The sequence below is a fragment of the Acidimicrobiales bacterium genome (assembly GCA_025455885.1).
Taxonomy (GTDB): Bacteria; Actinomycetota; Acidimicrobiia; order Acidimicrobiales; family Acidimicrobilacustridaceae; genus Rhabdothermincola_A.
The window spans coordinates 22,599-44,645 of sequence record JALOLR010000002.1 but is presented as its reverse complement, the minus strand read 5'-3'; the positions used below and the strand labels follow the sequence as shown (position 1 = coordinate 44,645).

19 protein-coding genes and 1 tRNA gene are annotated in these 22,047 nt (G+C 72.8%); 12 read left to right on the top strand and 8 right to left on the bottom strand.

Annotated elements, in window-relative coordinates:
* The first annotated feature begins 62 nt into the window (after positions 1-62).
* Positions 63-578, top strand: a complete 516-nt coding sequence (locus MUE36_01790; GenBank protein ID MCU0309659.1) for a hypothetical protein — start codon at positions 63-65, stop codon at positions 576-578.
* Positions 579-597: 19 nt separating this feature from the next.
* On the opposite strand, the gene MUE36_01785 is transcribed toward MUE36_01790, so the two are convergent.
* Positions 598-1,800, bottom strand: a complete 1,203-nt coding sequence (locus MUE36_01785) for a Coenzyme F420 hydrogenase/dehydrogenase, beta subunit C-terminal domain (GenBank protein MCU0309658.1) — start codon at positions 1,798-1,800, stop codon at positions 598-600.
* 135 nt (positions 1,801-1,935) lie between these two features.
* Between MUE36_01785 and MUE36_01780 the strand changes: the two genes are divergently transcribed.
* The gene (locus tag MUE36_01780) at positions 1,936-3,177 is read left to right on the top strand and encodes an acyl-CoA dehydrogenase family protein (protein ID MCU0309657.1); all 1,242 of its coding nucleotides are present in this window, start codon (positions 1,936-1,938) and stop codon (positions 3,175-3,177) included.
* Positions 3,178-3,248: 71 nt separating this feature from the next.
* Positions 3,249-4,766: an LCP family protein gene (locus MUE36_01775; protein MCU0309656.1), complete on the top strand. Its 1,518-nt coding sequence runs from the start codon at positions 3,249-3,251 to the stop codon at positions 4,764-4,766.
* Between the two features lie 58 nt (positions 4,767-4,824).
* Here the strand turns inward: MUE36_01775 and MUE36_01770 are convergent, their stop codons facing one another.
* The 4 genes from MUE36_01770 to MUE36_01755 form a co-directional block, all read right to left on the bottom strand.
* On the bottom strand, positions 4,825-6,234 hold the full coding sequence (locus MUE36_01770) for a wax ester/triacylglycerol synthase family O-acyltransferase (GenBank protein ID MCU0309655.1): 1,410 nt from the start codon (positions 6,232-6,234) through the stop codon (positions 4,825-4,827).
* 112 nt (positions 6,235-6,346) lie between these two features.
* Positions 6,347-6,418, bottom strand: a tRNA-Arg gene (locus tag MUE36_01765).
* A 108-nt stretch (positions 6,419-6,526) separates the two neighbouring features.
* Positions 6,527-6,928, bottom strand: coding sequence for a YccF domain-containing protein (locus MUE36_01760; GenBank protein ID MCU0309654.1), 402 nt, complete (start codon positions 6,926-6,928; stop codon positions 6,527-6,529).
* 76 nt (positions 6,929-7,004) lie between these two features.
* Positions 7,005-9,392: an MMPL family transporter gene (locus MUE36_01755; protein ID MCU0309653.1), complete on the bottom strand. Its 2,388-nt coding sequence runs from the start codon at positions 9,390-9,392 to the stop codon at positions 7,005-7,007.
* A 221-nt stretch (positions 9,393-9,613) separates the two neighbouring features.
* Between MUE36_01755 and argS the strand changes: the two genes are divergently transcribed.
* From argS to MUE36_01740, 3 genes are read left to right on the top strand one after another with little or no spacing between them, the layout of a single operon-like run.
* Positions 9,614-11,221, top strand: coding sequence for an arginine--tRNA ligase (gene argS, locus MUE36_01750; protein MCU0309652.1), 1,608 nt, complete (start codon positions 9,614-9,616; stop codon positions 11,219-11,221).
* Positions 11,218-12,489, top strand: coding sequence for a diaminopimelate decarboxylase (gene lysA, locus MUE36_01745; GenBank protein MCU0309651.1), 1,272 nt, complete (start codon positions 11,218-11,220; stop codon positions 12,487-12,489). The genes argS and lysA overlap by 4 nt, the downstream gene beginning before the upstream one ends.
* A gap of 5 nt (positions 12,490-12,494) precedes the next feature.
* A complete protein-coding gene (locus MUE36_01740; GenBank protein MCU0309650.1) occupies positions 12,495-13,226 on the top strand; it encodes a sulfite exporter TauE/SafE family protein in 732 nt (243 codons plus the stop codon).
* 6 nt (positions 13,227-13,232) lie between these two features.
* Here the strand turns inward: MUE36_01740 and MUE36_01735 are convergent, their stop codons facing one another.
* Positions 13,233-13,880 (bottom strand): biliverdin-producing heme oxygenase, encoded by a 648-nt coding sequence (locus MUE36_01735; GenBank protein MCU0309649.1) that lies wholly within the window; start codon positions 13,878-13,880, stop codon positions 13,233-13,235.
* Between the two features lie 146 nt (positions 13,881-14,026).
* Here MUE36_01735 and MUE36_01730 point away from each other — a divergent pair, with 146 nt between their 5' ends.
* The 5 genes from MUE36_01730 (at position 14,027) to MUE36_01710 (ending at position 19,571) form a co-directional block, all read left to right on the top strand.
* Positions 14,027-14,953: a hypothetical protein gene (locus MUE36_01730; protein ID MCU0309648.1), complete on the top strand. Its 927-nt coding sequence runs from the start codon at positions 14,027-14,029 to the stop codon at positions 14,951-14,953.
* A gap of 4 nt (positions 14,954-14,957) precedes the next feature.
* A complete protein-coding gene (locus tag MUE36_01725; GenBank protein ID MCU0309647.1) occupies positions 14,958-15,968 on the top strand; it encodes an ABC transporter substrate-binding protein in 1,011 nt (336 codons plus the stop codon).
* Positions 15,965-17,113, top strand: coding sequence for an iron ABC transporter permease (locus tag MUE36_01720; protein ID MCU0309646.1), 1,149 nt, complete (start codon positions 15,965-15,967; stop codon positions 17,111-17,113). Before MUE36_01725 ends, MUE36_01720 begins: the two co-directional genes overlap by 4 nt.
* A gap of 86 nt (positions 17,114-17,199) precedes the next feature.
* Positions 17,200-17,985, top strand: a complete 786-nt coding sequence (locus tag MUE36_01715) for a heme ABC transporter ATP-binding protein (GenBank protein MCU0309645.1) — start codon at positions 17,200-17,202, stop codon at positions 17,983-17,985.
* A gap of 65 nt (positions 17,986-18,050) precedes the next feature.
* Entirely contained in the window at positions 18,051-19,571 is a 1,521-nt protein-coding gene (locus MUE36_01710) for an HtaA domain-containing protein (GenBank protein ID MCU0309644.1), read from the top strand.
* A gap of 26 nt (positions 19,572-19,597) precedes the next feature.
* Here the strand turns inward: MUE36_01710 and MUE36_01705 are convergent, their stop codons facing one another.
* Positions 19,598-20,215, bottom strand: coding sequence for a TetR/AcrR family transcriptional regulator (locus MUE36_01705; protein MCU0309643.1), 618 nt, complete (start codon positions 20,213-20,215; stop codon positions 19,598-19,600).
* A 46-nt stretch (positions 20,216-20,261) separates the two neighbouring features.
* Entirely contained in the window at positions 20,262-20,582 is a 321-nt protein-coding gene (locus MUE36_01700) for a DUF2470 domain-containing protein (protein MCU0309642.1), read from the bottom strand.
* Between the two features lie 118 nt (positions 20,583-20,700).
* Here MUE36_01700 and MUE36_01695 point away from each other — a divergent pair, with 118 nt between their 5' ends.
* A complete protein-coding gene (locus MUE36_01695; GenBank protein ID MCU0309641.1) occupies positions 20,701-22,038 on the top strand; it encodes a homoserine dehydrogenase in 1,338 nt (445 codons plus the stop codon).
* Positions 22,039-22,047 lie beyond the last annotated feature (9 nt).

The following is a 22,047-nucleotide window of genomic DNA, read 5'->3' as shown; positions in this document are numbered from 1 at the left end:
GCCGATACGGTGTCCGGCGGCCCGGGCTCTCCCGGACTCCACGACGAGGACGGTTCCAGAACATGCAGCGACGAACGGGCGCCAGGATGGCCGGGCTGGCCGCGGTGGTCGCGCTCGGCCTCACGGCGTGCGCCCCCAGCAACACCCCGACGTCGTACGACGACGCCGTCGTGGAGCAGAACTTCCTCGAGGGCTGCCTCAACCGCTACGTGAACCTCACCAACGACACCCTCGCCGTCACCGACGACACGCTCTCGCCCGACGTGGCCGGTGGTTCCCAGCCGCAGTGCGAGTGCCAGTTCCAGGTGTTCGTCGATCAGGTGCCGTTCAACTCCGACGACACCTCGAAGCCCGGGTACGTGGGCCCCACCTTCATCGAGCTCAACGACGACCTGGAGGGCGACAACCCGGGAGAGGCGTTCAACACGCTCCCGGCCGCCGTGCAGGACGACCTGAAGGCGTGCGCACGGTCCGGCCCGACGGGTGGCTCGGCCACGACGCTCCCGACCGAGACGACGACCTCGCTGCCGCCCGTCTCCCAGGACACCACCCCCGGCGGAGTGGCCCGCGACGGCTAGGTCGCCACGCGGGAAGCGGTCAGCCTCCCGCCCCGGCCTTCGCCGGGGCCTTCTTCTCGGGGAGGCCGAGGCGGACGCCGGGCTCGGCCCACTTCGGCCAGCGCGACCGGCTCTTCTCGGCCAGCTTGCGCATCAGCGCGATCGCGCCCGGGTCCTCGTCGCCCGGGCGGGCGATGATCGATCCGTCGGCGATCATCCGCGTGATGATCTCCCGACCGAGGTCCGTCCTGACGATGGTGAGCGTCCAGTCGTTGTCCTTGCCGATCCCCCCGGTGGAGATGTCGGCGTGCTCGGCGGCGAAGTCGGGGCAGTGCGTGCAGCCCTCCCTCGTCCAGGCGTGGCACTCCTTCAGGTTGACCTCGTGGTAGCTCCCGTCGCGCATCCAGATCTGGAAGACCCCTTTGATGTTCATCTTCACGATCTCGGACTTGGCCAGGCGGTACTTCGCCTCGAAGAGCTCCTCGAAGATGGCGTCGTCGAAGGTCTTCGAGCACAGGAGCCCGATGTTGAACACGATCGGCTTGCCGATCTTGCCGATCTTGCGGCTCCACATCACGGGCGGCACCGAGGACTGGCAGCTCATCCCGACCAGCGCGAGCTGCTTCAGCCCCCGCTCGAGGGCCTCGTCGAGGGCGAGGGTGTTGGCCGAGTAGGTGTAGCGGCTCCCGGCGGCGGCCAGCACCTCGTCGCGGTTGGTGGCCACGCCGGGCACCGCCTTCCAGCTGGCGGCGTCGCCGCCCTCGAGGTACGACGTCAGCGCCCCGTCGATGTAGCCCTCGCGCATCGCCCAGATGAGGATGGCCGACACCAGCCCGCCGTCCTGGCCCATCTCGTGGACCATGTCGTCGCTGGCCCTGGTGAGCAGGATGTCGCCGTGGACGCCGGCGACCTCGTCGTCCTCCCGGGTGCGCCCGAAGAGGTGCTCGTCGGCCTGGGGCTCCCAGAGCCGGAAGCGGGGGCAGGCCCGCGTGCAGCTCGTGCACCCCTTCTCCCCGTGGAGGCAGTTGTCGAGCCCGAGCTCCTCCTCGAGGTGGAAGGGCTTGTACCCGCCGGCGGTGTGGTCGTAGCCGATCACGTCGTGCGGGCAGGAGATGACGCATCCGGCGCAGCCCGTGCAGAGCCCCGAGGTGATGACCTCGCTGTAGAGCTCCTTCCACTGGAACGTCCAGCGTTCCGGCTTGGCCGGCGCGGGCGAGGGGGCGGCTGCGTCGGTCGTCGTCATGCCCGGAGGTTAGTGAACCCGGGCAACGACGCCCTCACCGGCACCGGCCTGCGGGGGGGGGGGTCCCGCCCCGGCCGCCGTCGACCCGGTGCCGTCCGTCTGGCACGACTGCGGGGACCGGCCGAGAATGGCGGCATGGACCTGACCTATCCGCCCGAGACCGATGCCTTCCGCGCCGAGGCCCGTGCCTGGCTGGAGGAGAACCTGCCCGACGGCTGGTTCGAGCCCGGGTTTCGGATGGGCGACGCCGAGCGGGCGGCGTGGAGCGAGGAGTGGACCCGCAAGCTCTTCGAGGGTGGATGGATCTGCGCGACCTGGCCGAAGGAGTACGGAGGGAAGGGCCTCACCACCATGGAGGCCGTCGTGCTGAACGAGGAGTTCGCGCGGGCCGGGGCCCCGATGCGTGCCGACTTCTTCGGCGACACCCTCGTGGGGCCGACCATCCTGCAGTGGGGTACCGAGGAGCAGAAGAAGGAGTTCCTGCCCCGCATCCTCTCGGGCACCATCGCCTGGTGCCAGGGCTTCTCCGAGCCCGACGCCGGGTCGGACCTGGCCGCGCTCGGCACCCGGGCGGTCCGCGACGGCGACGAGTGGGTCATCAACGGCCAGAAGATCTGGACGACCCAGGGCTTCGTGGCCGATTACGTCTTCGTCCTGTGCCGTACCGACCCCGACGCACCGAAGCACAAGGGCATCTCCTACCTCCTGTGCCCGATGGACCAGCCCGGCGTCGAGGTACGGCCCATCAACCAGATCGACGGCGCCGCCGAGTTCGCCGAGGTGTTCTTCACCGACGCCCGCTGTCCCGTGGAGAACGTGGTCGGGGGGCTGAACAACGGGTGGGCGGTCGCCATGACCACGCTCGGCTTCGAGCGGGGCAGCTCGGCCACCACCGGGCACCGCCGCTTCGAGACCGAGCTGCACCACGTCATCGAGCTGGCCCGCGCCAACGGGGCCGTCCACGACCCGCTGATCCGCCAGCGCCTGGCCCGATGCCACAGCAAGGTCCAGATCATGCGGATCAACGGGCTGCGCTCACTGGCCACGGTGATCTCGGGGAAGAAGGACCGGGGGGTCACCGCGCTCGGGGCGACCAACAAGATGTTCTGGAGCGAGTACCACCAGGAGGTCATGGCACTGGCCATGGACATCCTGGGCATGGAGGGCCAGATCCTCCTCGGCGACCCCTCCGTGGAGGAGTCCGTGCCCGGCTACGGCCGGCGACGGACCAGCGCGCGGTACCCGGCGAACGCCCTGCAGTCGTCGTTCTTCTTCAGCCGTTCGGAGACCATCTGGGGGGGCACGTCGCAGATCCAGCGCAACATCGTCGGCGAACGGGTGCTCGGGTTGCCGAAGGAGCCGAAGGCCGCCACCTGACCCGGGTGTGTTCGAACGCACACCGCAGGTGACCCGATCGCGCCGACCTCGGCCGATACGATCGACGGGTCATGTCCGCTGTCCCCCCGATGCCGTCCCAGCCGGCACCCAGCCCCGCTCGCGCCCGTCGACCCCGACGCTCCACCTGGCAACGGGTGCTCCTCGGCTTCGGCGTGGTGGCGGTGGTGGTCCTCGTGGCCGCCGGTGGGGTGCTCGGCTACGGCTGGTACCGCTTCAACCAGATCGGTCAGGAGGACCTCGCCCTCGCCGAGAGCCTCGGCGGGCCGCAGAACTTCCTGATCGTCGGCTCGGACAGCCGTGACGTCGTCGCCGACGGCGACGCCGACGCCGACGCCTTCCTCAACGAGGCCGGCGCCGACCAGACCGGTCAGCGGGCCGACACGATCATGATCGCGAGGGTCGATCCGCAGGCCACGACGATCGACCTGCTCTCGTTCCCCCGCGATCTGTGGATCCCGATCATGCCGAGCGGGGAGAACCAGCGGATCAACACGGCGTACACCGGCAACGGGCCCCAGGCGCTCATCGACACGCTGCAGGCCGACTTCGGCATCGAGATCAACCACTACGTCGAGATCAACTTCAAGAGCTTCAAGGGGATCGTCGACGCCGTGGGCGGCGTGCCCATGTTCTTCGACAGCCCGATGCGCGACGAGCACACCGGCCTCTACCAGTACGAGCTCGGGTGCGTGAACCTGAACGGGGAGCAGGGTCTGGCCTTCGCCCGGGCCCGCCATCTGGAGTACAAGGACGACCGGGACCGCTGGGCGAGCGACCCGACCGGGGACCTCGGCCGCATCAACCGCCAGCAGGTCCTCATGCGGGCGATGATCGACCGCTCCCAGGACCGGTTCGGCAGCCTCGACGTGAAGGCGATCAACGACATCGTCAGCTCGACCGCCGACAACCTCACGGTCGACAGCGAGCTCACCGTCGGCGACATGATCGATCTGGCTCGGGCGTTCAAGGGCTTCTCGGGCGACCAGATCGTCACCCACGCGTTGCCCGTCACCCCCTACATGACCAACGGGGGCGCCTCGGTGCTGCGCCTCGACGAGACGCTCGCCGAGGAGACGCTCAACGTGTTCCGGGGCCTGCCGCCGGGCACCGTGTCGCCCGACTCGGTCACGGTCGCGGTGAGCAACGGCAGCGGCGCCGAGATGCAGGCCACCACCGTGTCGCGGGCGCTCGCCGCGATGGGCTACGAGGCCTCGGTCACGGCCGACGCGTCGACGAGGTCCGCCCGGACGGTGGTCCGCCACGCGCCGGGTCTCGAGCGCCAGGCCGATCTCGTGGCCCGCCAGGTGGCCTCGGGGGCCGTCCTCGAGGAGGACGAGTCCCTCGAAGGGGCCGCCGCGCCCGTCGTCCTCGTGACCGGCACGGACTTCACCACGGTGCTGCCCGAAGCCCGCCCGCCGGCGGACCCGGCCACCACCTCTCCGTCCACCACCGTGGTCGACGGGCGGGTCACCGCCGCCACCAGCGACGCGGCGGACGACCCCGAGGAGATGACCGGCATCGAGGGCGTCGCCCCTCCGCCGGCGCCCGAGGGCGCCGACTGCCGCTAGCTGTTCTGCCCGCTCGCCGTGTCGGCGCGGGAGTCCGATGGTCCGGTGGCCGGTGCGCTCAGCCGCCGGCCGCCTCGACCAGGGCGTCGAGCGACTCGGCGATGCCCTCGGCCAGCACGGCCACGTCGCCGGCGCTGTCGCGATCCCCGGTGACGCCGAAGGTCACGGTCCCGTCGTAGGAGAAGGCCGCCACCCCGGTGCGCAGCGGCGCCCCGAGAGGCACGTACGGGTACGCGGTGAGCATGCGTCGCCCACCCAGGTAGAGCGGGATCTGCGGACCGGGCACGTTCGTGGTGACGGTGTGGACGTTCGAGGTCCGTGCCGCCAGCCGCGACGCCAGCCGCGTGCCGAGGGCCAGAAGGGCCGGTGGCGCGAAGCCGGTGGCCGAGGTGAGGGCCTCGCCGGCCACCGCCTGGTGCGAGTCCTTGACGCCCGCCAGCTGGATCCGCACGCGTTCGAGGCGGACCACCGGGTCGGGTTCGGCGACCGGCAGGACGGCGAACATCCCGGAGATCTTGTTGTCCAGCTGCCCGTCACCGGCGGCCGCTCCGTCGGCTCTCGTGGCGCGCACCGACACGGGGACCAGGCTGCGCACCCCACCCTCGTCGAGGGGAGCGCCACGGCTCATCAGGAGGGCGCGGAAGCCCCCGGCGATCGCGGTCAGCACGACGTCGTTGACGGTGCCCCCGAACTCGGCGCGGACGCGCTTGACGTCGGCGAGGGGTGCCGACGCCCAGGCCACCTCGCGGTGGGGTCCGACCGGCCCGGTGAGCGTGAGGTCGGGCGTGGGGGCGGTGACGTCGCGCAGCGACGCGATGCCGGTGAGCAGCGTGCGGGCGTCCTCGACGAGCTGGTTGCGTCGGCGCAACGCCGACCCGAACGCACGGAGCTGCTCGTACTGGCTGGTGGCGAGCTCCCAGAGCGCGTCGGCGGCCAGCTCGGCCGACGACGGCGGGTGCTGGGGGACCCAGGTGCTCGGGACGGGCTCGGGGGGCTCGGGCACGAGGTCGAGGATGACGGCGAGCAGCTCGCTGCCCGACACGCCGTCGACCATGCAGTGGTGGACCTTGGAGATCATCGCCCACCGGTCGCCGGTGAGCCCCTCGACGATCCAGATCTCCCAGAGCGGCTTGGTGCGGTCGAGGCGCTGGGACATGATGCGCCCGGTGAGCCGGCGAAGGGTCTCCTCGTCGCCCGGGGAGGGCAACGCCGTCCGTCGCAGGTGGTAGTCGAGCTCGAAGGCGTCGTCGTCGACCCACACCGGCCGCCCGAGCCCCATGGGCACGGTCACGACCCGCTGGCGGTAGCGGGGTACGAGGTCGAGGCGCCCGTCCACGAGTGCGCTGATCCGGGACTGCGGTGGAGGGGGTCCCTCGAAGATGCCGATCGAACCGATGTGCAGCCCGGCGGCCCGATCGCTGTCCTCGATGTGGAGGAACGAGACGTCGATCGGGTTCATGCGATCCATCGGTGCCGCCATCCTGTCCCCACGGCGAGCCCCCCGGTCCGCACGACGTCCGGGGCCACCAGAGCCCCGGAAGCACGACCCGCCGAAGGTCGGCGTCGGTCGGGCTCGTGAGCGCCCTCGGCAGGATTCGAACCTGCGCACACGGCTCCGGAGGCCGATGCTCTATCCCCTGAGCTACGAGGGCGGGGGTCGGGCGACGCCGACACCGGCCGGAACGGCCGGAGCGCCACGATAGCGCCTGGCCCCCACACCGCCGGCGGGCGTGGGGGGCCGGAGGCCGGCGTCACGGGGTTCAGGCCAGGCGTCCGGCCCGGTAGTCGCGGTCCTCGACGATGGTCCGGCCGAACGGCCAGAGCGCGAAGACGGACAGCTTGAAGGCCTGGATCCCGAAGGGGATGCCGATGATGGTGATGCAGAGGAGCACCCCGGAGACGATCCAGGCCAGGAACAGCGCCCACCCGAACAGCACCAGCCAGATGACGTTCGCGATGGTGGAGAAGACGCCGACCCGACCGTCGCGGTCGACGATGACCCGGCCGAACGGCCACAGCGCGAACCCCGCCATCTTGAAGGCCTGGATGCCGAAGGGGATGCCGATGATGGTGATGCAGAAGGCCAACCCGGCGATCACGTAGCCGATGGCCAGCCAGATCCCGGCCAGGACGGTCCACAAGATGTTGCCGATGGTCCTCATGGCGCCAGTGTCGCGCCCCGGGGGTCGGTCCGGGAAGGGCCCGTCCCCGGCGGGTCGACCACCGGCCCGTCGGGCGTCAGCCGACGCCGGTCAGCTGCCGGTCGTCGTCGGGGGTCCGCGGCGGTCCGGGGCCGTCGGGCGGTGACCCACCGGGACCCGGGTCCGGGGTGTCGTCGTCGCCTCCGACCGTGGCTGCGTGCCCTTCGACGTCGATGCGGGGGAGCACCCGGTCGAGCCATCCCGGCAGCCACCAGTTCCGGTCGCCGAGCAGTTCCATCGTCGCGGGGACCAGCAGCATCCGGACCACGGTGGCGTCGAGCAGCACCGCCACCGCCAGTCCCGCCCCCAACAGCTTGATGACCCGGAGGTCCTCGAGCAGGAAGCTCCCGAACACCACGACCATGATCGCTGCGGCGGCGGTGATCACCCGCGCCGTGGCGGCCAGGCCGTCGGCGACCGACGTGTGCGGGTCGCCGGTGCGGTCGTACTCCTCGCGGATGCGTGAGAGCAGGAACACCTCGTAGTCCATGGACAGGCCGAACACGATGGCGAAGAGCATCATCGGGATGAACGGCTCGATGGGAGCCCCGGCGATGCCGATCACGCTGCCTCCCCACCCCCACTGGAAGACCGCCACGATGATCCCGTAGGCGGCGCCGATCGAAAGGAGGTTCATGATGACCGCCTTGAGCGGCACCAGCAGTGAGCGGAAGACGGCCATCAGCAACAGGAACGACAGCCCGAGGACGACCCCGAAGAAGATCGGGAGCCGTGAGGCGAGGTAGTCGGAGAAGTCGACCTGGATGGCGACCGACCCGGTGACGACCGGCTCGACCCCGGGGACGGTCTCGGCGGCCGGGAGGACCTCGCTGCGGAGGCGGCGCACGAGGTCGGCGGTCGCCTCCTCCTGGGGAGCCGTGTCCGGGACGACGCGCCAGAGCACGGCGGTGGGCGAGGTCGGGTCGTTCGGGATCGCCGGGGATGCGAACGCCACCCCGGGGGTCGTGGCCAGGGCGGCGCCGACGGGGGCGAGCGCCTCGGGCGAGGTGCCGTCGGGAAGGGCCGTGACCACCGTGAGCGGCCCGTTGAACCCGGGGCCGAACCCCTCGGCGAGCAGGTCGTAGGCGTCACGGGTGGTCGTGCCGACCGGGTCGTTGCCCTGGTCGGAGAATCCGAGGCGCAGGCCCAGCACGGGCAGGGCCAGCACCACGAGGGCGGCGGTGCTGACGACGGCCACCGCCCACGGGTGGCGCTGGACGCCTCGGCTCCATCGGTAGGCGATCGTCTCGTCGACGGGCTTCGGCGGCCGGCGTCGCACCTCCTTTCGCAGCGGGGCGATCGCGGAGCCGGCGGCGACGACCACGACGGCCAGCGGCAGACCGACCAGGAGCGGCGAGATGCGCAGCGCGGCGCCCACCAGGGCCACGGCCACGAGGCCGGCGGCGACGAGGCCCCGCCAGCGGGTGCGCTCGACCCGTGGGCCGGCGAAGCCCAGCAGCGCCGGCAGCAGGGTGAGGGAGGCGACCATCGTCACGGCGACCACGGACGCGGCGCCGAGGCCGAGCCCGCTCACGAACGAGATCCCCATGAGGAGCATGCCGAGGAGCGAGATCACGACGGTGAGCCCCGCGAAGGCCACCGCCCGTCCCGAGGTGTCGATGGCGATGGCGATCGCCTCGCCGACGGGGTGGCCGGCGCGCAGCTGCTCGCGGTAGCGGGTGACGATGAACAGGGCGTAGTCGATGCCCACGCCCAGCCCGATCATCACGCCGAGGGTGGTGGCGAACTCGGGGACGGTGGCCACGTTCGAGAGCAGGCCGATGAGCGCGGCCCCCACGCCGACGCCGGCCAGCGCCACCCCGATCGGCAGGCCCATGGCCAGCACCGACCCGAAGGCGAGGATGAGGATCACGATGGCGAAGGCCAGCCCGAGCAGCTCCGAGGCCGGCGGCTCGAACGTGGCGAACATCATCCCGCCGTACTCGACGGTCAGTCCGTCGACCTCGGGGGCGTCGGCGGTGATCTCCTCGGCGAGCCGGTCGGTCCCGACGTCGGTCTCCGCGTCGATGATCTCCACGGCGGCGTAGGCGACCTGCCCGTCCCCCCCGGCGGCGGGGGCCACCTGGCGCTCGTTGCCGGACGTGTAGGGGCTGGACACGTCGACGCCGGGGATGGCGTCCACCCGGGCGAGGTAGGCCTCCATCGGGCCCCGCACGGAGGGATCGTCGATGCCCCGAGCGGCCTGGACGACGATGGTGCCCGACTCGCCCGCCCCCTGGCCGCCGAACTCGGCGTCGAGCAGGTCGAGGCCGGCCTTCGACTCCACCGACGGGAGCCCGATGTCCTGGGAGAAGTCCCGGCCGACGAAGCCGGTCAGCGCGTTCGCCCCGACCAGGACGACGACCCACGCGACCACCACCGCGAGGCGGTGCCGGTGGCACCACGAACCGAGCCTGTGGAACACGACGCCTCCGGGGGGAACGGTGGTTGGCGGGGGAGCGGACCCTGCCGGGGCCCGTGGTCGACAATGCCACCGCCCCGGCCCCTATTCCACGGGTCGGGGCGGTCGTCGGTCACGCCGAGACGGGGTGGGTCCGGTGCGCGGCCCCGGTCAAACCCCCCGGTGCGGTGGAGGGCCGACGGTAGGCTCGGCCGCCCGTTCCCGTCCGTCCTCCCGGAGCACCCGTGATCCGCGATCAGCTCGCCGACGCCCTTCGCGTCGCGCTCTCGACCCTCGAGGTCACCCCGATGCCGGCGACGGTGACCCTCGAGCGGCCGGCGCGGCGCGAGCACGGCGACTGGTCGTCGAACGTGGCCCTGACCGTCGCCAAGAAGGCGGGGTGGAACCCCCGCGAGCTCGCAGGGCGCATCGCCGAGATCCTCGACGCCGGCCTCCCCGACCACGTCACCGCCGTCGAGGTCGCCGGCCCGGGGTTCGTGAACTTCCGACTGGCCGACTCCTGGCTGCACGACGTGCTCGCCGACGTGGTCGAGGCCGGCGTGGACCACTACGCCCGGGTCGACGTCGGTGGTGGGGCCCGCGTCCTCGTCGAGTTCGTGAGCGCCAACCCCACCGGGCCGCTGCACGCCGGGCACGGTCGGGGCGCCGCCTACGGCGACTCGTTGGCCAGGGTGCTCGAGCGCACCGGCCACGTGGTGAGCCGGGAGAACTACCTCAACGACCGCGGCACGCAGATGCAGCTGTTCGTGGCGTCGCTGGCCGCCCGCCAGCGGGGGGAGGATCCCCCGGAAGGCGGCTACCAGGGCCAGTACATCGTCGACTGGGCCGCCGAGATCCCCGAGGGCGCCGATCTGCTCGAGTGGGGCGAGGCCCGGGCGGTCGAGGACCACCGCGAGACGCTGCAGCGGATGAACGTGCACTTCGACACCTGGTTCAGCGAGCGCTCGATGGTGGCCTCCGGCGCCATCGGCACCACCCTCGACGACCTCCGCGAGCGTGGGGTGGTGTACGACCACGACGGAGCGGTGTGGTTGCGCTCGACCGACTTCGGCGACGACAAGGACCGGGTGCTCGTCAAGAGCGACGGCGAGTACACCTACCTGCTCCCCGACATTGCCTACCACCGTGACAAGTACGCCCGGGGTCACGACCTGTTGATCGACGTGTGGGGCGCCGACCACCACGGCTACGTCCCCCGCATGAAGGCCGCCATGCAGGCGCTGGGCCACGATCCCGACGAGCTCGAGTGCGCCATCATCCAGCTCGTCAACCTCCTCCGGGGCGGCGAACCGGTGAGGTTCTCCAAGCGGGCCGGCGACATCGTCGAGCTGTCGGACGTCCTCGACGAAGTGGGGGCCGATTCCGCACGGCTCACCTACCTGCTCCAGTCGATCGACTCCACCCAGACCTTCGACTACGACCTCGTCAAGAGCCGGGCCATGGACAACCCGGTCTTCTACGTGCAGATGGCCTACGCCCGCATCCGCTCGATCGAGCGGGTGGCGGTCGAGCGCGACGTGGTGAGGGTGCCCTTCGCCGCCGTCGACCGCTCCCTGCTCGACCACCCCCGCGAGCTCGAGATCCTCAGGGTGCTCTCCGAGCTCCCGGACACCGTCGTCTCGGCGGCCGCCGACCGCGCGCCGCACCGGGTGACCACCTGGGTCAGGGAGCTGGCCGGCGCGGTGCACGGCTTCTACCACGACTGCTACGTGCTGGGGGAGGGCGTCGAGCCCGAGCTCACCCAGGCCCGCCTCTGGCTCGTGGAAGCGGCCGCGGTGGGCCTCGCGATCGGGCTCGACCTCCTCGGCGTGAGCGCACCGGAACAGATGTGAGCCGGCTCCCCTTCTCGTTGCTGCCCGACACCGCCGAGGTCGGGCCCGACGGCCGGCTCCTCGTCGGCGGGTGCGACACCCTCGAGCTGGCGGCGCGGTTCGGCACACCGCTGTTCGTCTACGACGAGGCGACGTTGCGGGCGCGGTGCCGCGAGGCGGTGGCGGCGTTCGGCCCGGGGGTCAACTACGCCACCAAGGCCTTCCTGTGCGTTGCCATGGCCGCGCTGGCCGTCGAGGAGGGGTGCAACCTCGACGTCTCCACGGGGGGCGAGTACCACGTGGCCCGGGTGGCCGGGGTCCCACCGGACCGCCTGGTGCTCCACGGCAACAACAAGAGCGCCGACGAGCTCCGCCGCGCGCTCGACGAAGGTGTCGGGCGGGTCATCGTCGACTCGTTCGACGAGATCGACCGGATCGAGGCCCTCGTCAGCGAGGGTCACCCCGCCCCCCGGGTGCTGCTGCGGGTGACGCCGGGGGTGGAGGCCCACACCCACGAGTTCGTGCGGACCGGTCAGGACGACTCCAAGTTCGGCTTCGGCCTGGCGTCGGGCGACGCCGAGCGGGCGGTGGCCCGCGTGGCCGCGTCGCCGGCGTTCGACCTGCGGGGGTTCCACGCCCACATCGGCTCACAGGTCTTCGACGCCCGCTTCTTCGAGATGGCCGTCGAGGCGCTCGCCCCGTTCGTACGCCGCCACGACCTGCCCGAGCTGTCCGTCGGCGGAGGTCTCGGTGTCGCCTACGTCGAGGGGGAGTCGGCCCCCGGGATCGCCGAGTGGGGGGCGGCGGTGCACCGCGCCGTCGGCGCGGCGGGTATCACCGCGGCGGTGACCGCCGAGCCCGGCCGGGCGCTCGTGGCCCGCGCCGGGCTGACCCTCTACACCGTCGGCACGATCAAGGAGATCCCGGGGATCCGCACGTACGTGTCGGTCGACGGGGGGATGAGCGACAACCCCCGCCCGGTGCTGTACGGCAGCGGGTACGAGGTGTTCTCCCCCGGAGCGGTCGAGGCCGACCGCTCCCGGAGGGTGACCCTGGTGGGCAAGCACTGCGAGTCCGGCGACGTCATCGTCCGTGACGCCCTGGTGCCGGAGGACCTCGCCGTCGGCGACGTCGTCGCCACACCGGTCACGGGCGCGTACGGCCACTCGATGGGGTCGAACTACAACAAGGTCCCGAGGCCGGCGGTGGTCTTCGTGGCCGACGGCGTCGCCCGCCTCGTGGTGCGCCGCGAGACGATGGCCGACCTCGTGGCGCTCGACGTGACCTGACCACGATGAGCCCCGGCCTGGTCGTGGGAGCCGCGCTGCTGGTCGCCGTGGCGGCCACGGTGCAGACGATGACCGGCTTCGGGTTCGCGCTGATGGCCGTTCCGGTGCTCTCCCTCGTCGTCCCCCCGGAGTCGGCGGTGGTGCTGTCGGCGTCGTTGGGACTGTTGACGTCGACCGGCCAGGCCGTCAGCGAACGCCATCACGGTGACCGCCCGACGATCCGACGGATGGTGCTGGGCGGCCTCGTCGGGGCTCCCCTCGGGCTCGCGGTGCTGCTCGTGGTGTCCGAGCGCCAGCTGCGGATCCTCCTCGTCGCCGTGATCGCCGTGTTCCTGGTCGTCAACGTGCGGGGGATACGGCTGCGTCGGGCCGGTCCCGGGGTCGACCTCGGGGCCGGCGCGGTGAGCGGCGCGCTCAACACGGCGCTCGCGACGAACGGTCCACCTCTGGTGATGGCGTTGCACGTCCGCCACCTCGCCCCTCCGGTCTTCCGGGGCACCCTGAGCGCGGTGCTGGCGCTCCAGGGGGCCCTCACGGTCGCGCTCTTCGCCCTCACCGGCCGCTACGACCGTGACGTCGTGGTGCTGTTCCTCGCCTCCCTGCCCGGCCTGGCCCTCGGATTCGCCGTGGGCGTGCGCCACCGGCGACGCATCGCCCCCGATCGGTTCCGGGGCCTCGTTGTCGTGCTGCTGGCCGTCACCGGTGTGGTGGCGCTGGTCGGTCTCGTCGTCGGGTGACGGCGCTCAGGTGAGCGACCGGAGCACGGCGCTGTTGAGGTCGTAGGCGGCCACGACCTCGTCGATCACCGCCGCGCGCTCCGCGGCCGACCAGGGCACGGCATCGAGGCGGTCGCGGTAGCGAGCCTTGAACGCCCGCAGGTCGTCGATCTCGTCGAAGACGTAGAAGCTCGTTCCCCCGTGGGTGTCGATGTCGTAGGTGCGCTCGACGACCCGACGGATGACCTGACCGCCCGAGAGGTCACCCATGTAGCGCACGTAGTGGTGGGCCACGAATCCCCCCGGCCACGATGCGACCTCTGCCAGCCGCGCCCGGTACGCCTCCGTGGCAGGGGTCGCGACCGCCTGCGCGGGCCAGTCGGGGCCGAGCAGGGCGAGCAGATCGGCCTCCAGCGCGGGGACCCGCAGGAGCTCCGGGGCGATGAACGGGCCGGCGACCGGATCGTCGACCAGCAGCGCGCCCACCCTCTCGAGTTCGACGTAGACCGCGTGGTACTGCGCGACGAGGGCGGCGAAGCCGGCGGCGTCGAGGTGTCCCCCGAGGAGGGCCTGCATGAAGGGGGACTGCTCCGCGTGCTCGTGGACCTCCCAGCTCGCCTGCTTCACGGCCTCCGAGAAGGGCTGCTCCGTCGTCGTTCCCGATGTCGTCGTCACGGTTCCTCCGCTTCGTCGGGCGCTTTGCGCACCGACCCCGAGTTGAGGTTAAGTATCTTTACACCAAAGTATTAGGTATGCCTACTACTATCTGTCGCACACCTCCCATCCGGTGCACGACGGGGTGGTGGGAGCGAGGAGGACCCATGCGGATGCCCACCCGGCGCTCGAGCCGGAATCCCCTGCCCGGCGTCGGGATCCCGCGACCGTCGAGGGTCGGTCGGCTGGGGTCGGTCCTGGTCGTCGTGCTGGCGGGGGCCGGTGGTGTCGTCGTGGCCGGGGAGGCCGCAGGCCCGGCACCCGCACAGGCTCAGTGCAGCCCGTCGCTGTCGGTCTCGCGAACGGTCGACCTCGCGCCCGGCGGCGAGGTCGTCTCGGTCACCGGATCGTGCTTCGACGTCACCAAGGGGGTCTACGTGGCCTTCTGCGTGGTCCCGCCCCCGGGCCGGGCCCCGTCGCCGTGTGGTGGGGGCGTGGCCACGGGGGGCTCCGGCGGGTTGTCCCACTGGATCTCCTCCAACCCGCCGCCCTACGCGGTCGGCCTGACGACGCCGTGGGGCCCCGGGGGTTCCTTCGCCGTCACCCTGCGGCCGGCGGCGATGCTCGACGCCAGCACGGATTGCAGGGTCCAGCGCTGCGCGGTGACGACCCGCGCCGATCACACCCGGTCATCGGACCGCAGCCAGGACGTCGTCGTACCCGTGTCGTTCGCTGCCCCGCCCCCGCCCCCGCCCCCGCCCCCGCCCCCTCCGTCCCCGTCCCCTCCGCCTCCGCCACCGGTGGCGCCCCCGCCGACGGCGGCCGTCGGGCCGGCTCCGGCGGCCCCCGTGCCGGACCCGTCGATCGCCCCCGAGGCGGTTGCGATCGACCCACCGGCGCCCGAGCCGTCCCCGACCACGCTCCCCGGCGACGAGGACGAGCTGGCGGGCGACCTCACGGTGCTGTCCGACGACGGCGGCTCCGGGGGCTCGGACCCGCCCGTGGCACTTGCCGGTGTCGTCGTGGCCCTCGTGGTCGGGGCCGCCGCGGTCGGTGTCACCCTCCTGCGCCGGGCCCGACGGTCCGGGTCGTGACGTGATGACCCCGAAGGTGCCCACCCGGGTCGCACGGCGCGGTCTGGCCGCAGGCCTCGCCGCCGTCGTCCTCGCGCTGGCCGGGTGCGGGCACGACGGCGCGACCGGTGCCCCCGAAGCCGCCACCGCCCCGGTGTCCAGCCTGGCGGAGGCCCCCGTGCCCCAGCTGCCGGCCATCGTCACCTCCGCCGACGGAGCGTCGGTGACGGTCACCGACGCCTCCCGGATCCTCCCGCTGTGGGGAAACCTTGCCGAGATCGTCGTCGCGCTCGGCCTCGGTGACGCCCTCGTGGGGCGGGACGAGTCGGCCACCTTCGCCGGCGCCGACGGGCTCCCGGTGGTGACCGACGGTCACGACGTGTCCGCCGAGGCGGTCCTGTCGTTGCAGCCGACCGTGGTGCTGGCCCAGACGGACACCGGTCCCCCGGAGGCCTTGGACCAGGTGCGCGCCGCGGGAGTTCCCGTCGTCGTGCTCGACGCCCCCACGAGTCTCGGTGACATCGGACCGAGGACCCGCACCGTCGCCGCCGCGCTCGGCGTGCCCGAGGCCGGCGAGCGGGTGGTCGCCGATCTCGAGGACCGGATCGCCGCGGTCGCCGAGTCGGTCCCGGAGGGACGGGACCGGCCCCGCGTCGCCTTCCTCTACGTCCGCGGCTCGGCAGGGGTGTACCTGCTCGGCGGCCCGGGGTCGGGGGCCGACGCCATGATCGAGGCGGCCGGTGGCGACGACGCCGGCACGGAGATCGGGTTGTCGAGGCCCTTCACGCCCCTGACGAGCGAGGCGCTGGTGGAGGCGGCCCCCGACGTGGTGCTCGTGACGCGGTCCGGCCTCGACTCGGTCGGAGGGATCGACGGCCTGGCCGCCCTCCCGGGCATCGCCCAGACCCCGGCCGGGACCGATCGGCGCATCGTGGCGCTCGACGATGGGGTGCTCTACAGCTTCGGCACCCGCACGCCGCTCGCGCTGGCCGAGCTGTCCCGCGGGATCCACGACACCGACGAGGTGCCGCGGTGACCGACACCGACGCCTCGGTGGGGGCGCCGTCCTCGCCGAGGGGGCCGGGGCTGGGCTCGAGCCGGCCGCCCGCCCCGCCGAGCGAGCTCGAGCGCGTCGCCGAGCTCGGCCGCCCGGTGCTGCGGGCTCCCGTCCTGATCGGCGTCCTGGTCGTTGCGCTCGTCGTGTTGATCGTGCTCGCAGGGGCCATCGGCGCGTACGCCATCCCCCCGTTGGACGTCGTCGTCTCGGTGCTCGAACGGACTGGGGTGAGCATCGGCACCGCCCCCACGGGCACCGCGGAGTCGGTGCTCTGGGAGATCCGGTTCCCGCGGGTGGCCCTGGCCGTCGTCGTCGGTGCGGCCCTCGGCTGCGCCGGGGCCGCCATGCAGGGAACGTTCGCCAACCCGCTCGCCGAGCCGGGGGTGGTCGGGGTCTCGGCGGGCGCGGCGCTCGGTGCCGTGGCCGCCATCGTGGTCGGGTTCACCCTGCTCGGATTGTGGAGCCTGAGCGTGGCGGCGTTCCTCGGGGGTCTGGTCACCGTCGTCGCGGTCTACCTCGCGGCGCGCTCGGAGGGCCGGACCGAGGTCGTCACCCTCATCCTCACCGGTGTCGCCGTCAACGCCCTGGCCGGGGCGGTCATCGGCCTCCTCATGTACGTGTCGACCGATGCCGAGCTGCGCAGCATCACCTTCTGGCAGCTCGGCAGCGTCGCACAGGCGACGTGGCCCAAGGTCGCGGCGGTCGCACCGTTGGCCGTCGTGGGCATCGTCATGGCCGTCGGCCACGCACGGGGTCTCGACCTCCTGGCGCTCGGTGAGCGACCCGCTCGTCACCTCGGCGTGGACGTCGAGCGGCTCCGGGTGCGGATGATGGTGATCGTGGCCGTGCTCACCGCGGCCGCGGTCGCCGTGTCCGGGATCGTGCTGTTCGTGGGCCTCGTCGTGCCCCACCTCGTGCGGATGCTGGCCGGCCCGGGCCACCGTGCCCTGCTCGTCGCGTCGGCGCTCGGCGGGTCGGTCGTCGTGGTCGCCGCCGACCTGGTGGCCCGTACCGTGGTGGCCCCTGCCGAGATCCCACTCGGCGTGCTCACCGCTCTGCTCGGCACCCCGTTCTTCTTCTGGTTGCTCCGGCGGACGCGGGCGCGTCAGGGGGGGTGGGCGTGAGCCTCCGGAGCCGGGTCCGGCGATCGCCCGCGATCGGGCCTGCGGACCTGCCCGGTCACCGACCGGGCGGCGGCCTGATCGCAGAGATGAGCGATGTCACGGTGGCCCTCGGCGGTCGGACGGTGCTCGACGGCGTCGAGCTGGGCGTGACGACGGGTGAGCTGGTGGCCATCGTCGGTCCGAACGGGGCAGGGAAGTCCACGCTGCTCGCCGTGCTCGCCGGGGACCGGCGCCCCGAGGGCGGCCGGGTCGTGCTCGACGGACGCCCGGTGGAGGAGTGGCGTCCGCTCGACCTGGCGCGCCGTCGTGCGGTGATGCTCCAGGACGCCGGCGTGGCCTTCCCCTTCCGGGTGGACGAGGTGATCCGCATGGGCCGGAGCCCGTGGCGCGAGACACGGTTCGAGGACGACGACGACCGGGAGGTGGCGGCGGCGATGGTGGCCACCGACGTCGCCCATCTGGCCGGTCGTGCCGTGCCGACCCTGTCGGGGGGGGAGCGCGCCAGGGTGGCGCTGGCGCGCACCCTCGCCCAGCGGACCACGCTCATCCTGCTCGACGAGCCCACCGCCGCGCTCGACCTCCACCACCAGGAGCTGGCCATGGGCCTGCTCCGGGCCCGGGTCGACGCCGGCGACGCCGCCGTGGTCGTACTGCACGACCTCACCGCCGCAGCCGCCTTCGCCGATCGGGTGGTCATCGTGGCCGATGGTGGGGTGGTCGCCGCCGGAACGCCGGGCGAGGTGCTCCGGGGCGAGTGCTTGACGGCCGTGTACCGACAGGAGATCGCCGTCGCCTGCCTCGACGACGGGTCCGTGGTGGTGGTGCCTCGGCGACGACGACCAGCCGGAGTTGCGGGTTCTGACATCTTGTAGTAGGTATACCTAACACTTGGTGTCGGTGATCGAGACACCGGCATCGCGACCCGGAGGCCACCGCCATGCACGTCATCACCGCTCGTCGCTCATCGGCTGGGCGTCGGCGCCGGATCGCACCCGTCAGCGCCGTCCTGGTGGCGCTGCTCCTGCTGGCCCTCGGCGCTCCCGCCAGGGCGGAGGGGGGGTCGTCCCCGGAGGCAGGGTCGAAGTCGGCCGCCGTGCTCGCGCCGGCGCTCCAGGTGAATCGCACCGTCGACCTCGCCCGTGCCGGCGAGACGATCACCGTCACCGGCACCGGCTTCGACCCGACCGCCAACGTGGGCACCCGCCCGCCGTTCGCCGGGCAGCCGGCAGGGATCTACGTGGTGTTCGGCAAGTTCCTCGACGACTGGCGACCCTCGAACGGCGCGCCTTCCACGGCACGACGTCAGATCTCGACGAAGTGGGCCGTCCCCACGACCTCGACCTCGAGCGTCCCGCTCCCGCCCGGCCAGCGCGTCGATCTGGCCCCCGACGGCTCCTTCACCGCCACCCTCGACGCGTCGCTCCTGGAGTCCGAGCCCGGGAACTACGGCGTCTACACGTTCGCCGCCGGCGGGCCCGCCAACCCGAGCCACGAGCTCGTCGTCCCTGTCTCGTTCGCGCCCGAGCCGCCGCCCGCGGATCCGCTCGACCCCGTGAACCCCGTCGATCCGGTCGACCCGGTGGACCCCGTGGACCCTGTCGATCCGGTCGACCCGACGGATCCCACCGATCCCGTCGATCCCGTCGATCCCGTCGATCCCGTCGATCCGACTGCCCCGACCGCCCCGGGGACGGCGCCTCCCGCCGGCCCACTGCAGGTGATCGGAGGGCACCTCGACTGGGGCGTCAAGACGTCGTTTCGCAGCTACATCACCGGAGGGATCGCCCAGGGCGCGGTGACGGTCGGCGGGGGCGCGACCGACGGCGGGACGACCTTCCGCTTCCCCGCGGAGGGCGGCGAGGTGTCGCCCGACGGCGGGATCGCCTCGGCCGGCTTCGCCGGCACCGTCCGCTTCTCCGGTCACGGAGGGCTCCTCGACCTCGAGCTCTCCGATCTCCGGGTCGACCTGGGGACGGGCACCGGCCGGTTGCAGGCCGACGTCAGGTCGGTTCCGCTCACGGGATCGCCGGTCGCCGTCCCGGCGGCCATCGCGGCGACCCCGATCGTCTACGACGACGTCGTGCTGGCCGAGCTCGTCGTCCGGGCCGGGGCCACCCGTGTCGGCACCACCGTCACGTGGGCCGAGGTGGGCGCGACCCTCACCGAAGCAGGCTCGCCGGCCTTCTCCGGCTTCTACGAGGCCGGCTCGGATCTCGACGCCCTCACGGTCGTCCTCGAGCTCGACGGCGTCGCCGCGGTCCCCGAGGCCACCGGGGAGCCGGTCGCCCCGAGCCGCGCCGGCCCGGTTCCGACGGGCGCCACCCCGGTCGTCGTGGCCGGCACGTTGCCGTTCACGGGCTCGTCCACGGGGCCACTCCTCGGCGCGGCCCTCGCTCTCCTCGTCACCGGAGCGGGACTGGTGATCCTCGGGTCCCGGCGACGCCGCACCCCCGCCTGACCCCGGCGACTCGCCGGCATCGGGTGTCAGCCGGCGTCCACGCGCCGGGCCCTGCCGTCCGGGCCGAGGCGCACCCCGAGCGCCCGCAGCACGAACGTGGTGGTCACCTCGACCGCATCGGCGATGGCGTCCTCGTCGGCGCCTTCGGTGTCGGCGCGGGCGAGGCACGCCGTCACCAGCGGCACCAACCGGGCGACGTCGCCCGGGGGCAGGAGACCCTCTGTCGACGCGTCGGCGAGCATCCCGCGCAGCAGCCCGTCCAGCGCGGCGGCGTGCTGGGAGACCCGCGCGTAGGTCGGCGGGGCGAGCGCCAGGCGCAGGTCCGGACCGGCGGGCAGACGGGAGTGGGCGCGATGGCGGAGCTGGGCGTCGATGAAGGCCCGGAGCCGCTCGACCGGGTCCTCGAGCCCGTCGAGCGTCCGGCGCAGCGCGTCCATGTAGCCGAGGGTCTCCTGGCCGACGAAGGCCACGACGAGGGCGTCCTTGTCGGCGAAGTAGTTGTACGCCGACGTGCGTCCGATACCGGCCCGCTCGGCGACGTCAGCGAGGGACACCGCGTCGTAGCCCCGTTCGTGCACGAGCGACGCGAAGGCGTCGAACAGGCGGTCCTTGGTCGCCTGGCGCTGCTCGGCGCTCGGCGTCACGGACGTCCCGGCTCCGGGGCGGAGGGCTCGCCCCCGACGCCGGCGATCACGAGTCGTGGGCCGGCGGCGTCACCCCGAGGAGGCGGCACGCCTCGTCGTGCAGCCGGACCACGGCCACCCGCACCTCGGCCCGCTCGGTGATGCGCTCCGGCCAGAGGATGCGATCGGTGGCATCGCCCCCCGTCGTGGACACGCTGAAGTCCATCCCGTCGCCGTCGAGCCCCGTGAGCCTCGCCGCGGTCGCGTCGGGATGGGCGCCGAGCGCCCGGCAGATCCGGAGGTTGTCCTCGGCGTGGTCGTCGTTCATGTGCCTGGTGATGGCCTCGACGACTTCGGGTGGGAACGTCGGCGCCGCGGGGTCGACCACTCGATCAGGATAGGCGTCGACCGGCGCGAGGCAGTTGCGTCCGGGTCCGGAACGTGGCGCGTCGCCCTGCGGGCGCACGCCATCCGGGGCCCGGTCACGGCGCCGGTAGCCTCGCCACGTGAACGGATCCGTGGTCAGGGTCGGTGTGCTCGGATGCGGCACCGTCGGCTCGTCGCTCATCGCCCTCGTCGACGACCAGCGCGAGGTCATCGCCGCCCGGACCGGCCTCCGGCTCGAGATCGCCCGGGTGGCCGTACGCGACGCCACGAGGCCGCGGTCGGTCGCGCTGGCCGCCGACGTGATGACCACCGATGCCGCCTCGATCGTCGCCGACCCCGACATCGACGTGGTCGTCGAGGTCATGGGTGGGGTGGAGCCCGCCGGGGAGCTGCTCCTCGACGCCATGGCGTCCGGCAAGGCCGTCGTCACGGCCAACAAGGAGCTCCTCGCCGTGGCCGGTCCCGAGGTCTTCGCGGCCGCCGAGGCCGCCGGGGTGGACCTGCTGTTCGAGGCCGCCGTGGCCGGGGGCGTCCCGTTCGTCCGCCCGTTGCGCGAGTCGCTGCTCGGCGAGCCCGTCGAGCGCGTGCTCGGGATCATGAACGGCACCACCAACTACATCCTGACCCGCATGACCGAGGCGGGAGCCGATTTCCCCGCGGCCCTCCTCGAGGCCCAGGAGCTCGGCTACGCCGAGGCCGACCCCACCGCCGATGTGGAGGGCCTCGACGCCGGCGCCAAGATCGCCATCGTGGCGTCGTTGGCCTTCGGGGCCCGGGTGCGGGCTGCCGACGTGGCCTGCGAAGGCATCAGCGGGCTCAGCGCCCACGACATCGACTTCGCGGGTCGCCACGGGTTCGTCGTGAAGCTCCTGGCGGTCGCCGAGCGCTTCGACGGCGCGTCCGGACCGTCGGTCGTGGCCCGTGTCCACCCCGCCCTGGTCCCGGTCACCCACCCGCTGGCGTCGGTGCGCGAGAGCTTCAACGCCGTGTTCGTGCAGGGCACGTTCGTCGGCGACCTGATGTTCTACGGCCGAGGTGCTGGCGGCGACCCGACCGCCAGCGCGTTGCTCGGCGACCTCATCGACGCCGCGGCCAACCTGCGCCGCGGCGGCCACGCCAGCCTGGGGACGTTCGCCGACGTCCCCCTCTTCCCGGTCGACGATCTCGCGTCGGCGTTCTACGTCGGGGTGCACGCCGCCGACCGCCCGGGCGTCCTGGCCACCATCGCCGGTGTGTTCAGCGCCCACGGGGTGTCCATCGCCTCGATGGAGCAGGAGGGCCCCTCCCCGGACCCGACGGTGGAGCCGGCCGGTGCCGAGGCCCGCATCGACTTCATCACCCACCTCGCCAGAGAGCGCGACCTGTGGGACACCGTCGCCGACCTGCGCGAGCTCGATGTGGTGGCACGGGTGGGGAGCGTCGTGCGGGTCCTCGGCGACGAGGGCCAGCCCCGGTGACCGTCACCT

Excerpts from the sequence above, each read along its gene's own strand:
- MUE36_01730 (MCU0309648.1), top strand. The coding sequence starts at position 14,027 with ATGCGGATGCCCACCCGGCGCTCGAGCCGGAATCCCCTGCCCGGCGTC.
- MUE36_01770 (MCU0309655.1), bottom strand. The coding sequence starts at position 6,234 with ATGGATCGCATGAACCCGATCGACGTCTCGTTCCTCCACATCGAGGAC.
- MUE36_01715 (MCU0309645.1), top strand. The coding sequence starts at position 17,200 with ATGAGCGATGTCACGGTGGCCCTCGGCGGTCGGACGGTGCTCGACGGC.
- MUE36_01790 (MCU0309659.1), top strand. The coding sequence starts at position 63 with ATGCAGCGACGAACGGGCGCCAGGATGGCCGGGCTGGCCGCGGTGGTC.
- MUE36_01785 (MCU0309658.1), bottom strand. The coding sequence starts at position 1,800 with ATGACGACGACCGACGCAGCCGCCCCCTCGCCCGCGCCGGCCAAGCCG.
- MUE36_01780 (MCU0309657.1), top strand. The coding sequence starts at position 1,936 with ATGGACCTGACCTATCCGCCCGAGACCGATGCCTTCCGCGCCGAGGCC.
- MUE36_01775 (MCU0309656.1), top strand. The coding sequence starts at position 3,249 with ATGTCCGCTGTCCCCCCGATGCCGTCCCAGCCGGCACCCAGCCCCGCT.
- MUE36_01725 (MCU0309647.1), top strand. The coding sequence starts at position 14,958 with ATGACCCCGAAGGTGCCCACCCGGGTCGCACGGCGCGGTCTGGCCGCA.
- MUE36_01760 (MCU0309654.1), bottom strand. The coding sequence starts at position 6,928 with ATGAGGACCATCGGCAACATCTTGTGGACCGTCCTGGCCGGGATCTGG.
- MUE36_01710 (MCU0309644.1), top strand. The coding sequence starts at position 18,051 with ATGCACGTCATCACCGCTCGTCGCTCATCGGCTGGGCGTCGGCGCCGG.
- MUE36_01740 (MCU0309650.1), top strand. The coding sequence starts at position 12,495 with ATGAGCCCCGGCCTGGTCGTGGGAGCCGCGCTGCTGGTCGCCGTGGCG.